This window comes from Streptomyces sp. NPDC051218 (genome assembly GCF_044455475.1).
GTDB lineage: Bacteria > Actinomycetota > Actinomycetes > Streptomycetales > Streptomycetaceae > Streptomyces.
This window is the reverse complement of record NZ_JBITEU010000001.1, coordinates 249,670-263,547: the sequence shown is the minus strand read 5'-3', so window position 1 is coordinate 263,547 and position 13,878 is coordinate 249,670. Positions and strand designations below refer to the sequence as shown.

General features: G+C 69.5%; 10 protein-coding genes. 3 read left to right on the top strand and 7 right to left on the bottom strand.

Annotated elements, in window-relative coordinates; translation table 11 throughout:
* Window positions 1-3: 3 nt before the first annotated feature.
* From ACIBCK_RS01255 to ACIBCK_RS01225, 7 genes are all read right to left on the bottom strand, one after another.
* On the bottom strand, window positions 4-1,848 hold the full coding sequence (locus tag ACIBCK_RS01255) for a branched-chain amino acid ABC transporter permease (RefSeq protein WP_399386022.1): 1,845 nt from the start codon (window positions 1,846-1,848) through the stop codon (window positions 4-6).
* Window positions 1,849-1,853: 5 nt separating this feature from the next.
* Window positions 1,854-2,783: a branched-chain amino acid ABC transporter permease gene (locus tag ACIBCK_RS01250; protein WP_399386021.1), complete on the bottom strand. Its 930-nt coding sequence runs from the start codon at window positions 2,781-2,783 to the stop codon at window positions 1,854-1,856.
* 150 nt (window positions 2,784-2,933) lie between these two features.
* The gene (locus ACIBCK_RS01245) at window positions 2,934-4,181 is read right to left on the bottom strand and encodes a branched-chain amino acid ABC transporter substrate-binding protein (RefSeq protein ID WP_399386020.1); all 1,248 of its coding nucleotides are present in this window, start codon (window positions 4,179-4,181) and stop codon (window positions 2,934-2,936) included.
* A 255-nt stretch (window positions 4,182-4,436) separates the two neighbouring features.
* A complete protein-coding gene (locus ACIBCK_RS01240) occupies window positions 4,437-5,093 on the bottom strand; it encodes a Tat pathway signal sequence domain protein (RefSeq protein ID WP_399386019.1) in 657 nt (218 codons plus the stop codon).
* Window positions 5,084-5,485, bottom strand: a complete 402-nt coding sequence (locus tag ACIBCK_RS01235; RefSeq protein WP_399386018.1) for a hypothetical protein — start codon at window positions 5,483-5,485, stop codon at window positions 5,084-5,086. Before ACIBCK_RS01235 ends, ACIBCK_RS01240 begins: the two co-directional genes overlap by 10 nt.
* A gap of 86 nt (window positions 5,486-5,571) precedes the next feature.
* Entirely contained in the window at window positions 5,572-6,045 is a 474-nt protein-coding gene (locus ACIBCK_RS01230; RefSeq protein WP_399386017.1) for a PaaI family thioesterase, read from the bottom strand.
* A 46-nt stretch (window positions 6,046-6,091) separates the two neighbouring features.
* Window positions 6,092-8,371, bottom strand: coding sequence for an FdhF/YdeP family oxidoreductase (locus ACIBCK_RS01225; RefSeq protein ID WP_399386016.1), 2,280 nt, complete (start codon window positions 8,369-8,371; stop codon window positions 6,092-6,094).
* 122 nt (window positions 8,372-8,493) lie between these two features.
* Here ACIBCK_RS01225 and polA point away from each other — a divergent pair, with 122 nt between their 5' ends.
* The 3 genes from polA (at window position 8,494) to ACIBCK_RS01210 (ending at window position 13,784) form a co-directional block, all read left to right on the top strand.
* The gene (polA, locus tag ACIBCK_RS01220) at window positions 8,494-11,235 is read left to right on the top strand and encodes a DNA polymerase I (protein ID WP_399386015.1); all 2,742 of its coding nucleotides are present in this window, start codon (window positions 8,494-8,496) and stop codon (window positions 11,233-11,235) included.
* A 196-nt stretch (window positions 11,236-11,431) separates the two neighbouring features.
* Entirely contained in the window at window positions 11,432-11,884 is a 453-nt protein-coding gene (locus ACIBCK_RS01215) for a hypothetical protein (protein ID WP_399386014.1), read from the top strand.
* 199 nt (window positions 11,885-12,083) lie between these two features.
* Window positions 12,084-13,784 (top strand): lytic transglycosylase, encoded by a 1,701-nt coding sequence (locus ACIBCK_RS01210; protein ID WP_399386013.1) that lies wholly within the window; start codon window positions 12,084-12,086, stop codon window positions 13,782-13,784.
* The last annotated feature ends 94 nt before the right edge of the window (window positions 13,785-13,878 follow it).

The following is a 13,878-nucleotide window of genomic DNA, read 5'->3' as shown; positions in this document are numbered from 1 at the left end:
GGCTCAGGCCCCTGTCTTGCTGAGGACTGTGGGTGGCGGCGTGTCGCCGGGGGCCAGGTCGGCTTCGTGGAATTCGAGCTGGCGGCGGCGGTTGGGGATGAGGCCTTCGGGGCGGAAGCGCATGAGGAGTGCGAGTGCGAGGCCGAAGGCGAAGAGCTGGTAGTCGCCCAGGAACGAGAGTTTGCTGGGGATGAGGTAGAGCAGTGCCGCGCCGACGAGGGGGCCGCTGATGGTGCCCATGCCGCCGAGGACGACCGCGGCGAGCAGGAACGCGGAGTTCGGCGGGACCGTGTTGGCGAACTGGTATTGCTCGGGTGTCACGGTGTAGGTGACGTGGGCCTGTACGGTGCCGGCGAGTCCGGCGAGGGTGGCGCCGAGCGCGAAGGCGATGAGCTTCACGCGGAAGCCGTTGATGCCCATGGCGAGTGCGGCGGTCTCGTCTTCGCGGATGGCGACCCAGGCGCGTCCGATGCGGGAGTCGCCGCTGCGCCGGAAGACGAGGACGACGACGAGGGTGATGAGCAGCATCAGGAAGAAGTAGTTCGCGAATCGGCCGATGGTGACGCCGAAGATGCTGTGCTCGATGCCGAAGTCGAAGCCGAAGATCTTGAGGTTCGGGATCGAGGAGATGCCGTTCGAGCCGTTGGTGATGTCGGGGCCCGATGTGCCGTCGGAGTTCATCGCGACGAGTCGGAAGATCTCTCCGAAGCCGAGGGTGACGATGGCGAGGTAGTCGCCGCGCAGTCGCAGGGTCGGGGCGCCGATGAGTACGCCGAAGACGAGTGATGCGCTCGCGCCGACGAGGATGGCGCCCCAGAACGGCAGGTGGACGTCGAAGGGTGAGGACGGGGATCCGGAGACCATGGATGCCGCGTAGGCGCCGACGCCGAGGAAGGCGACGTATCCGAGGTCGAGGAGTCCGGCGAGGCCGACGACGATGTTCAGGCCGAGTGCGACGGTGGCGAAGATGAGGATGTAGACGCCGATGGTGGCGTACTGGTCGTCGCTCTGGGTGAACGGGAAGGCCGCTGCGGCGGCGAAGGCGCCGCCGAGTGTGATGTTGCGGTGCCGTGCGGTGTAGGTGGAGACCTGGGCGACGAGTCCGGCCTTGGACAGTGCGGCGAAGCTGAACGCGACGGTGATCAGGAAGCCGACGAAGAGTTCGTCGTATTCGGTGCCGATGCCGTAGGTGAAGACGAGGAGGCCGACGGCGAGTGCGGCGACGATGATGAGGATTTCGACGTAGCTGGGGAGCTTGCGCGGCGTGGGGGGTGCTTCGGCGGCGAAGGCGCCCTTGAAGACGGTCATCGCGTTGCGCATGCGGTGTTTGAACTGTTCGCCGCTGGTGTCTTCGGGGTCGACCGGGTAGGTGTGCGGTCGTGTGAAGGGCAGGGCGAGGGCGCCGGTGAAGGCGGCGAGGGTGGCGAGGGCTGCGACCCAGCCGCCGGGGTCGAGGTTGGCGAGGCCGCCGAGTTGGTAGCTGATCGAGATGATCGTGTACCAGGTGGTGGCGAAGGCGGCGAGTGCCGCGTATTTGAGGGCTGCGTCGGCGCCGCCGGGGGCGAGGGCGCGTACGCCCTTGATGCCGTAGGAGGCGAGGCCGTAGAGCGTCGTCAGGAGTCCGGCGATCAGGACGAGGACCTGGAGGCCGCCGGGGTAGCCGTAGACGGTGAGGTCGCCGGGGAATTTCGCGGTCCAGGTCCATGCCATGAACGTGGAGATGACGGTGAGGATGCCGCCGCCGGTGGCCAGTGCGCGGGCGGGGCCCACGGGGATGGCGATGAGTCCGGTGGCGGTGTGGTCCTGCTTGGGGGTGGGCGCGTCGGCCGCGGTGGTCTGTGTGGTCATGGTGGTCACGCCCTGTCCGCGACGCGCTCGCCAAGGAGGCCTTGTGGCCTGACGAGGAGTACGACGATGAGGAGTACGAAGGCCCAGACGTCGGCCCAGGACTGCCCGCCGAGCTGGCTCATGCCGGGGATGTCGTTCATGTAGGCGGTGGCCATGGCTTCGGCGATGCCGAGGACGAGGCCGCCGATCATGGCGCCGTAGATGTTGCCGATGCCTCCGAGTACGGCGGCGGTGAAGGCTTTGAGGCCCCAGAGGAAGCCCATGCGGAACTGGACTTCTCCGTAGCGGAATCCGTAGGCGACGGCGGCGATGCCGGCGAAGGCGGCGCCGATCGCGAAGGCGACGACGATGACGCGGTCGGTGTTGACGCCCATGAGTTTGGCGGTGTCGGGGTCCTGTGCGGTGGCTTGCATGCCGCGTCCGACGCGGGTCTTCATCACGAAGTAGCCGAGGGCGAACATGCAGATCGGGGCGGTGATCAGCAGGAAGATGTCGCCGGGCTGGATGGTGACGGAGCCCATGTGGATGGAGTCGCCGGGCATCTCGGGGAAGGTGCGGGACGACTTCGCGTTGGGGTACCAGGCCCAGACGGCCTGCTGCAGTGCGAGGGAGAGGCCGATGGCGGTGATGAGGGGTGCGAGGCGGGGTGCGCCGCGCAGGGGGCGGTAGGCGAAGCGTTCGGCTCCGACCGCTATGAGGGTGGAGACGATGACGGCGCCTATGAGCATGAGCGGCAGGGCGAGCCACATGCTGGTGCCGCCCGGGAGCCACAGCCAGACGGTGAGGGCGCCGAAGCCGCCGACCATGAAGATCTCGCCGTGGGCGAAGTTGATGAGCTGGACGATGCCGTAGACCATTGTGTAGCCGATGGCGATCAGGCCGTACATGGATCCCAGTAGCAGGCCGTTGACCAGCTGTTGCGGCAGTTCGTGCACCGCAGGTCCTCCGAGTCTTTCGGTGTCGTTCGGCCTGCGGGCGGTGGCGGTGGGCCTGGCAGGACGGACGGCTTAGGTGACGGATGCGACGCCGCGCGGGGCGCTGTCTGAGGCAGCGCCCCGCGCGGTGGTGTCGTGCTGCGGGGTGGTTCAGCCGGTGAAGGTGCCGGACTTGACCGGCTTCCAGCCCTTGGTCGGGTCCTCGGTGGACTTCACCTGGTACACGGTGAGTTGCTTGTTGGTGGCGTCGCCGTATTCGTCGAAGGAGACCTTGCCGGTCACGCCGTCGAAGGAGACGTCCTGCATGGCTTCGACGATCTTGGCGCGGGCGTCGTCGGGCAGCTTGCCGTCGTTGTCGTCGACGACCTTCTTGACTGCTTCGATGATCGCCCAGGCGGAGTCGTAGGAGTAGCCGCCGTAGGCCTCGTAGGCCTCCTTGTAGCCGGCCTTCTTGTAGTTGGCGATGAACTCCTTGGCGGAGGGCAGTTCTTCGACGGGCTGGCCGACGGAGGTGGCGTAGTCGCCCTTGCCTTCCTTGCCTGCGAGCTTGACGAAGTCGGCGCTGTAGATGCCGTCACCGCCGACGAGCGGGATCTTGGCTCCGGCCTTCTTCATCTGCTTGCTGAGCGGGCCTGCGGCGGGGTACTCGCCGCCGTAGTAGACGACGTCCGCGTCAGAGTTCTTGATCTTGGTGGCGACGGCGCCGAAGTCCTTGGTGTCCGGGTTCACGTGCTCGGTGCCGGCGACCTTGCCGCCGAGCTTCTTGAACTCGTCCGTGAAGGTGGCGGCCAGTCCCGCGCCGTAGGTCTTCTTGTCGTCGACGACGAAGACCTTCTTCTTCTTGGCCTCGTTGTAGAGGTACTGCGCGGCGAACGGGCCCTGGATGGCGTCCGTGGTGGCCGTGCGGAAGTAGGCCTTGTAGGGGCGGACCTTCTTGCCGCCGTTCCAGTCCTGGCCCTGGGTCATGGCCGGGTTGGTGTTGGCGGGGGAGACCTGGACGAGCTTCGCGTCGTCGAAGACCTTCTGCATCGACTCGCCGACGGAGGAGTTCAGGGGGCCGACGGCGCCGAGGATGTCCTTGTTGGCGACGAACTTGGTCGCGTTGGTCTGGCCCGAGGCGGGCTGCCCCTGGTCGTCGGCGGACTCCACCTTGAAGGTGATGCCGTCGACGTGCTTCGTCTCGTTGGCCTGTTTGGCGGCGAGTTGCACGGAGTTGCGGATACCGAGGCCCAGCGCGGACAAGTCGCCGGTCAGCGGCGCGTCGACGCCGATGACCACGGTGGTGCCGCCGCCCGCGGAGTCTTCCTTGTCCTTGTCGTCGCGTGAGCCACAGGCGGTGAGGGTGAGTGCCCCCGCGGTGAGTGCAGCGGTGATGGCTATGAGCGAACGTTGACGCACGATCAGTCCTTTCCCCTGGCACGGCCGTCCCCTGTTGGGTGGCCGAGTCGAGCGCGGAACCGAACTGACAGGAATCCGGTGGGCGCGGTGACTGGCCGTGACTCTAAGGGCCGCTTTGTACCTGGTGGAGTGGTCAGGCCAAAGGTGTGACGCTCTTGTTATGCCACGGAGTATTCCGGGCTGGAACTCAGGGGGTGGTTGGGGCGGAATAAGCCACCTTCGGTGCATCCCGCATGCTGAGAACTTGCAGGACTGTCAGGGTGTTTTACTCATGACATCAGTGTTCGGGGGGCATGCGGCTGTCAGGGCCCCTGAAAGATCTTTTGCGTACCTCTCGCCGAGGATGAAGCTCTGTAACTGCATTGCCCGCACATTACGCAGTGTTACGACCAGGAAAGGGAGTCCGGCATTCCGTTGCACCTTTCCGCATTCGCGAATGTGCATCGTGATCTGTGCCGTCCTAGGGCTTCCCGTTTTTACGGTGAATGGGGTATAGGGGGCGACAGTGACCGACAGCCCTTCCGACGTCTGGGTGATCCGCCTGACGGAAACCGGCGGCCCCGAGTTCTGACTGAGGCGGACGGTGAACCTGAACGTGCGCTCGCCCGTCCTCGGGTGCGTCATGTCGCCCCGGTAGGTCACCGACACGGTCTGCGACGGATAGAGCGGGGGCGGCGGCGCAGGGGGCTGTGGACGGGTCAGGTAGAGGGTGAGCCCGGCCGCCCCGACGATCACGGCGGTGGCGATGGCCAGGGCGGTGCGACGGCGCCGGGTGAGCGGCGGGCGGGGCCGCGGGGGGCGCACGGCGGCCTGGTCCGTGGCGGCGGCGCGGCCGGCCCGGGTCTCGCCGTCGGCCCGGGTCTCGTAGGTGTCGTCGCCGGGCTCGATGGGGCCGATGGCGTTCACACCCACGGCCCGTCGCTCGGCTCCCCGTGGAGGTAGCGCTCCTCGCACCGCTCGCGGGCCTCACGGGCGATCAACTCCCGCCCGGCGTCCGCCCCGTGGCGCCCCCGTTCGGTGCGGGCCAGGTCGAGGGTTTCCCTGAGGATCGTGTACTGGCCGTTGGAGAGGCCCATCGACTGGTAGTCGCCGTAGGTCTCCTTGCCCGAGTCGTAGATCTGCCGCCCCCACTTGGTGATCAGGGCTGTGCAGAGGTCCTGGGGAGGGGTGGTGGTGGGGGAGGGCTCGGGGGTCTTGCTGTGGGCGTCTTCGGCAGGAGAGAGATCCTTGCAGCCGGTGACGCCGGGGGCGGCGGCCAGGAGGGCGGCGAGGGCGAGCGCACAGAGCTGTTTCCGGTGCCTCATGCGCAGACGCTAGACCGGGGCCGCACGCTCCGACAATGCGTGGGGCGCGCCTGTTCCGGCAGGAGGCGCGCCCGCCCTCAACCGCCTCAGCCGGCGGAGCCGTTGGGCGTCACGTCACGCAGCAGGCAGGTCAGCCGCGCGGTGCACACCCGCTTGTCCTGCTCGTCGGTGATCACGATCTCGTACGTCGCCGTGGAGCGGCCCCGGTGCACGGGCGTCGCCACGCCGGTGACCAGGCCCGAACGCGCGCCGCGGTGGTGCGTGCAGTTCAGGTCGACGCCGACGGCGAGCTTCTTGCTGCCGCCGTGCAGCATCGAGCCGACCGAGCCGAGGGTCTCGGCGAGGACGGCGGACGCACCGCCGTGCAGCAGGCCGTACGGCTGGGTGTTGCCCTCGACGGGCATGGTGCCCACGACGCGGTCGGCGGAGGCCTCGACGATCTCGACGCCCATCCGGGTGCCCAGGTCGCCCGCGGAGAAGAGGGCGGGCAGGTCCACGCCCAGCGCGGCGTACTCGTCGATGACCTCTTGCGGGAACTTCACGCTGTGCTGCTCACCCATCGGGCCCGGCTCCGTTCGTCGTCCTCACCAGTCGCTGAGCGAACGCTCAGTCGGTCCCTGATTGTTCCAGGCGCACGACGACGGACTTGCTGGCGGGGGTGTTGCTGGTGTCGGCGGTCGCATCCAGCGGGACCAGGACGTTCGTCTCGGGGTAGTACGCCGCCGCGCAGCCCCGGGCCGTCGGATAGTGCACGATCCTGAAACCGGGCGCGCGCCGCTCGACGCCGTCCTTCCACTCGCTGACGAGGTCGGCGTACGACCCGTCGGCGAGGCTCAGCTCACGGGCGTCCTCGGGGTTGACCAGGACGACACGGCGGCCGTTCTTGATGCCCCTGTAGCGGTCGTCGAGGCCGTAGATCGTGGTGTTGTACTGGTCGTGCGAGCGCAGCGTCTGGAGCAGCAGGCGGCCCTTGGGCAGGTCGGGGAACTCGACGGGCGCCGCGGTGAAGTTGGCCTTGCCGGTGGCCGTGGGGAAGCGGCGCTCGTCGCGCGGGGCGTGCGGCAGGGCGAAGCCGGCGGGGTCGGCCACGCGTGCGTTGAAGTCCTCGAAGCCGGGGATCACGCGCGCGATGCGGTCGCGCACCGTGGCGTAGTCCTTCTCGAACTCCTCCCAGGGCGTGGCCGATTCGGGGCCGAGGACGCGGCGGGCGAGGCGGCACACGATGGCCGGCTCGGAGAGCAGATGCGGGCTCGCGGGCTCCAGGCGGCCGCGCGAGGCGTGCACCATGCCCATGGAGTCCTCGACGGTCACGAACTGCTCGCCACCACCCTGGACGTCCCGCTCGGTGCGGCCGAGCGTCGGCAGGATCAGGGCGCGCGCGCCCGTGACGGCATGCGAGCGGTTCAGCTTCGTCGACACGTGGACGGTCAGGCGGGCCTTGCGCATCGCCGCCTCCGTCACCTCCGTGTCGGGCGACGCCGCCACGAAGTTGCCGCCCATCGCGAAGAACACCTTCGCCTCGCCGTCCCGCAGCGCCCTGATCGCGCGGACGACGTCCAGGCCGTGCTCGCGCGGCGGCGCGAAGCCGAACTCCTTCTCCAGGGCGTCGAGGAAGGCCGGGGCGGGCCGCTCGAAGATGCCCATCGTGCGGTCGCCCTGCACGTTCGAGTGGCCGCGCACCGGGCACACGCCCGCTCCCGGACGGCCGATGTTGCCGCGCAGCAGCAGGAAGTTGACGACCTCGCGGATCGTCGGCACGGAGTGCTTGTGCTGGGTCAGGCCCATCGCCCAGCACACGACGGTGCGCTTCGATGCGAGGACCATGGCGAGGGCCTCCTCGATGCGCTCGCGCGTGAGGCCGGTCGCGGCGAGGGTCTCGTCCCAGTCGGCGCCGCGCGCCGCCTCGGTGAACTCCTCGTACCCGTGGGTGTGTTCGCGGACGAACTCCTCGTCGACCGCTCCCTCGGTGTCGAGGATGAGCTTGTTCAGGAGGCGGAACAGGGCCTGGTCGCCGCCGAGGCGGATCTGCAGGAAGAGATCGGTGAGGGCGGTGCCCTTGAGCATGCCCTGCGGGGTCTGCGGGTTCTTGAAGCGCTCCAGGCCGGCCTCGGGCAGCGGATTGACCGTGATGATCTTCGCGCCGTTGTTCTTCGCCTTCTCCAGGGCGGAGAGCATGCGCGGATGGTTCGTGCCCGGGTTCTGCCCGGCGACGATGATCAGATCCGACTTGTAGAGGTCTTCGAGCAGGACGCTGCCCTTGCCGATGCCGATGGTCTCCGTGAGGGCGGAGCCGGAGGACTCATGGCACATGTTCGAGCAGTCGGGCAGGTTGTTCGTGCCCAGCTCGCGGGCGAACAACTGGTACAGGAACGCCGCTTCGTTGCTGGTGCGGCCCGAGGTGTAGTAGACGGACTCGTCCGGGCTTTCCAGGGCGGCGAGCTCCTCGCCGATGATGTCGAAGGCCCGCTCCCAGGAAACGGGCTCGTAGCGCTCGGCGCCCTCGGCCAGATACATGGGGTGGGTGAGGCGGCCCTGCTGGCCCAGCCAGTACCCACTGCGGGTGGCGAGGTCGGTCACGGGGTGCGCGGCGAAGAAGTCGGGGGTGACGCGGCGCAGCGTGGCCTCCTCGGCGACCGCCTTCGCGCCGTTCTCGCAGAACTCCGCCGCGTGCCGGTGCTCCGGCTCGGGCCAGGCGCAGCCGGGGCAGTCGAAGCCGTCCTTCTGATTGACCCGCAGGAGCGTCAGCGCCGTGCGGCGCACCCCCATCTGCTGCTGGGCCATGCGCAACGAGTGACCGATGGCGGGAAGGCCCGCCGCGGCGTGCTGCGCCTGCGCGACCTGCGGCGCGTCCTGGACCGGATCACCCTTGGGCGACTTCCTTGCCATGGTCGGCTCCCCTTCGAGCACGTGCGTGAGCTACGTCTTCGATCCTCCCACGCGCCGCTGACAGCGCGGTCGCGGGTGAGGGTTGGACCGGACTGTCAGTGGGGCGTGGCAGGATCGGGGACGTGGCAGAAAAAGCAGCGAAGAAGAAGTCCGAGACCGCGACGAAGCCGAGTGGCGAGCAGCGTCCGCGCCTGCTCCTCATGGACGGGCACTCCCTGGCCTACCGGGCGTTCTTCGCGCTGCCCGCGGAGAACTTCACGACCGCGACGGGCCAGCCGACGAACGCGATCTACGGCTTCGCGTCGATGCTGGCGAACACCCTGCGCGACGAGGCGCCCACGCACTTCGCGGTGGCCTTCGACGTTTCGCGCAAGACGTGGCGCTCCACGGAGTTCCCCGAGTACAAGGCGAACCGCTCCAAGACCCCGGACGAGTTCAAGGGGCAGGTCGAGCTGATCGGCGAGGTCCTCGACGCGATGAACGCCGTGCGGTTCGCGGTGGACGGCTTCGAGGCGGACGACGTCATCGCCACCCTCGCCACCCAGGCCGAGGCGGCCGGCTTCGACGTCCTGATCGTCACCGGTGACCGCGACTCCTTCCAGCTGATCACCGACCACGTGACCGTGCTGTACCCGACCAAGGGCGTATCGGAGCTGACGCGCTTCACCCCGGAGAAGGTCGAGGAGAAGTACGGCCTCACGCCCAGCCAGTATCCGGACTTCGCGGCCCTGCGCGGCGACCCGTCCGACAATCTCCCCGGTATCCCCGGTGTGGGCGAGAAGACCGCCGCGAAGTGGATCAACCAGTTCGGTTCCTTCGCCGACCTCGTCGAGCGTGCCGAAGAGGTCAAGGGCAAGGCCGGACAGAACTTCCGCGACCACCTGGACGCGGTGAAGCTGAACCGCGTCCTCACGGAGATGGTCCGCGACGTCGAGCTCCCCAAGCAGGTCACCGACCTGGAGCGCGCTCCGTACGACCGCACGGCCCTCGCCATGGTCCTGGACACCCTGGAGATCCGTAACCCCTCGCTGCGCGAGCGACTGCTGGCCGTGGACCCCGGCGCCGAGGTGGCCGATCAGACCCCGGCCGAGCCCGGCGTGGAGCTGGACGGCACGGTGATCGGCACGGGTGAGCTCGCCCCGTGGCTCACCGAGCACGGCAACGCGGTCCTCGGCATGGCCACGGTCGACACCTGGCAGCTCGGCACGGGCTCGGTGACCGAGGTCGCCCTCGCGGCGGCCGGGGGAGCGGCGGCCTGGTTCGACCCCTCCCACTTGGACGAGGCCGACGAGAAGGCCTTCGCCGCCTGGATCGCCGACCCGAAGAAGCCCAAGGTCCTGCACAACGCCAAGGCCACGATGCGGGTCTTCCCCGAGCACGGCTGGACGGTGGACGGCGTCTCCATGGACACGGCGCTCGCCGCGTACCTGGTCAAGCCCGGCCGTCGCTCCTTCGCCCTGGACGCCCTTTCCCTGGAGTATCTGGGCCGGGAGCTCGCGCCCGCGTCGGCGGCCGAAGGCCAGCTCGCCTTCGGTACGGAGGAGGACGACCGTGCCGAGGCCGACGCACTGATGTCGCAGGCCCGCACGATCCTCGACCTGGGCACTGCCTTCGGCGAGAAGCTCCCGGAGGTGGGCGCGGGCAACCTCCTCACCGACATCGAGCTGCCGACGTCCACCCTCCTGGCCCGCCTTGAGCGGCACGGCATCGCGGCCGACCGCGCCCATCTGGAGGCGATGGAGCAGCAGTTCGCGGGCGCGGTGCAGCAAGCGGTGAAGGAGGCGCACGCGGCGGCGGGCCACGAGTTCAACCTCGGCTCGCCCAAGCAGCTCCAGGAAGTCCTCTTCGGCGAGCTGAACCTCCCCAAGACGAAGAAGACCAAGACCGGGTACACCACGGACGCGGACGCCCTGGCCTGGCTCGCGGCCCAGACCGAGAACGAACTGCCGGTCATCATGCTCCGCCACCGCGAGCAGGCGAAGCTCCGCGTCACGGTCGAGGGCCTCATCAAGTCGATCGCCGCGGACGGCCGCATCCACACGACGTTCAACCAGACGGTCGCGGCCACGGGCCGCCTGTCCTCGACGGAACCGAACCTGCAGAACATCCCGGTCCGCACCGACGAGGGCCGGGCGATCCGGCGCGGCTTCGTGGTCGGCGAGGGCTTCGAGTCCCTGATGACCGCGGACTACAGCCAGATCGAGCTGCGCGTGATGGCCCACCTCTCCGAGGACGAGGGCCTCCTGGAGGCGTTCAGCTCCGGCGAGGACCTGCACACCACGGTCGCCTCGCAGGTCTTCTCCGTCGAGGGCACCGCCGTCGACGCCGAGATGCGCCGCAAGATCAAGGCCATGTCGTACGGCTTGGCGTACGGCCTCTCCGCGTTCGGTCTCTCCCAGCAGCTGAACATCGAGGCGGGCGAGGCCCGCGCGCTGATGGACACCTACTTCGAGCGGTTCGGCGGCGTCCGGGACTATCTGCGCCGGGCCGTCGACGAGGCCCGCGCGACGGGCTACACGGAGACGATGCTGGGCCGCCGCCGGTATCTCCCCGACCTCAACAGCGACAACCGCCAGCGCCGCGAGATGGCCGAGCGGATGGCCCTGAACGCGCCCATCCAGGGCACGGCGGCGGACATCGTCAAGATCGCCATGCTGAACGTGCACCGCGCCCTGACGGAGGCGAAGCTCGACTCCCGCATGCTGCTCCAGGTGCACGACGAAATCGTCCTGGAGATCGCGCCGGGCGAGCGCGCCGAGGTCGAGAAGCTCGTCCGCCGCGAAATGGCGGGCGCGGCGTCGCTGCGGGCCCCGCTCGACGTGTCGGTGGGCGTGGGAGCGGACTGGGAGTCCGCCGCGCACTGAGGGCCGCGCCGGGCTTGAGCGGGGTGTCCCTGGCGCACCGCGAAGCACCGGCCTCGCCGGATTCGTTCTCGATCGCCGCACGGGCTGGGAATCCCAGCCCGTGCGGCGATTCAGGACATTTTGTACAGAATCTTGGCCTCACCCTAGTGGCCCCCGCCCCCGGGCCCCGCAGAGGCGCCCCGGCCACGATGACCGCATGGCCCTTCACCTGCGAAGCTGCCGGGCGGTCATAGCCACGGCCCTAGCCACAGCCCTCGTCCCCCCGATACCCGCGAGCGCCGCCCGAGCCAGCGCAGCGCAACGCGCGGCCTCCCGCACCGCCCGCAGCGACCCCACCTTCGCCGCCCAGCTCACCCGCGACATCCGCGCCGCCCTGGTCGCCCGGCGGAGCACCGTGTCCGTCGCCCTCCACGACCCCGCCACGGGCCTCAGCTGCGCCCTCGGCAGCAGCCGCCGCTACGACACCGCGAGCGTCGCCAAGATCATGATCATGGAGGCGGCCCTCCGTCGTGCCCAGGCCTGGGGCCGCGGCCTCTCGCACGACCACCCCACGACGAAGTACGCGGCCCGTACCATCGAGCGTGTATCGCGGGCCGTGCACCGCGCACTCAACAAGGGCCGCGCGAGCGGGCAGGAGCTCACCTCGTAGAACGAGGCGCGCTGCGACGCCCGGCCGACCCTCCACCCGAACAGGACGCGGCCAACCGGTGAAAAGCGGGCGCGAACGGGTGCCTGGGCGCTGGAAGTTGTCGTAGTGTCGCCTGAGTCGGCCCGCTGGGGAGCACAACGGGGAACACAGCAGAGTGGGCGGCGGCACGCACAGTCGTCAAGGGGAGGGGTCTACGGTCATGGCGGCGGTATTCGGCAGGCGGTTGCGCAGGGGAGCGGTGACCACGGCGGTGGCCGCGGCGGCGGTGGCCGCACTCGCGGCGTCCCAGGCCCCGGGCGTGACGGACGTCCCGCGCGACGAGCGGGCGGGGGCATCAGGCGCCACGCCGCCGGCCGAGGACTCCGCGACCGGTAACTCCCCCTATTACACCGATCTTCCGGAGCTGAAAAGCCCGGTCCCGCCGACCGGACCGCCCGACGGCGGCACCGGCGACGCCGAAACCGACTCGGAGATCCCGGCCACCGTCCTCGACGCGTACAAGAAGGCCGAGGCGTCCCTGGCCACGTCCAAGCCGGGCTGCAACCTCCCCTGGGAGCTGCTCGCCGCGATAGGCAAGGTCGAGTCAGGGCAGGCGCGTGGCGGCCGCGTGGACGCGAACGGCACCACCGTCGGAGACATCCTCGGCCCGCCCCTCAACGGCAACGGCTTCGCGAAGATCACCGACACCGACAACGGCGCGTACGACGGCGACAGGACGCACGACCGTGCCGTCGGCCCCATGCAGTTCATCCCCTCGACGTGGGACACCTGGGGTCAGGACGGCAACGCGGACGGCAAGACGGACCCGAACAACATCTACGACGCCGCGCTCGCCGCCGGTAGTTACCTCTGCGCGAACGACCGCGATCTGTCCGTCGAGGCCGATCTGCACAAGGCGATCCTCAGCTACAACCACTCGACGGAGTACCTGAACACGGTCCTGACGTGGCTGGCGCACTACCGCGACGGCATCCGCGAGATCCCCGACGGCTCGGGCGTCCTGCCGGGCGACCGCAGCGACAACAACAGCCCCGGCACGAGCCCCACGCCCACGCCCCCGGTATCCGGTTCGCCCTCGCCGAAGCCACCCAAGTCCGGCGACGACAAGCCCGGTGGCGACAAGCCCTCCGAGCCCGGCAACGGCGGCGGCAGCCCGACCACCCCGCCGACCGGCGGCGGCTCCGAGACCCCGAAGCCCCCCTCGCCCACCGAGCGGGTCGCGAGCCTGGAGGACGCCGGCACCGGCAAGCTCGCCGCGACCGCCGGGGACGCCTTCGCCGAACGCGTCGAGGTGCGCACGGAGTCCAGGTCGGGCTCCGCGGTGGCCAAGGTCAAGGTGCGGTTCGCGATCGTCGGCGACACCGACGCGCGCTTCCCCGGCGGCGCCACCAGCGCGACCGTCACCACGAGCGCGTCGGGCAAGGCGACCGCCCCCGTCGTCAAGGCGGGCGAGAAGACCGGTGAGTTCAAGGTCAGGGCCACGGTCGTCGGCCGCTCGCTGCCCGCCCTCGCCTACACGGCGACGGTCACCGCGCGGCAGGCCGACGCCCTGGTCAGGACCAGCGACAAGGCACTGATCTGCGAGCCCGGCAAGGAGTTCGCCGACCAGGTCGAGATCAAGGCCACGTACAAGGGGGAGACAGCCGACCGCGTGGCGGCCACCGCCACCATGGTCAAGTCGGCTGCCGACGCCACGGCCAACGACAAGGGCCCGTACTTCAAGGACGCCGACGGCAAGCCGGTCCGCGCCCTCAAGGCCCTGAAGACGGACGCCAACGGCGTGCTCAAGCTCCCCAAGATGTACGCCGACGACGCCGCGGGCACGTTCCTGCTGCGGGTCACCACCGCGGGCGGCGCGACGCTCACGGTCGAACTGAAGGTGGCGGCGCCCGCGGCCTAGCCCCGGACCCCGTACGCACTCCCGCACACAACGCCCCTGCGCCCGCCCGGCGCAGGGGCGTTCGTCTGTGTGCAACGTGTTCTCATCTGGCCGC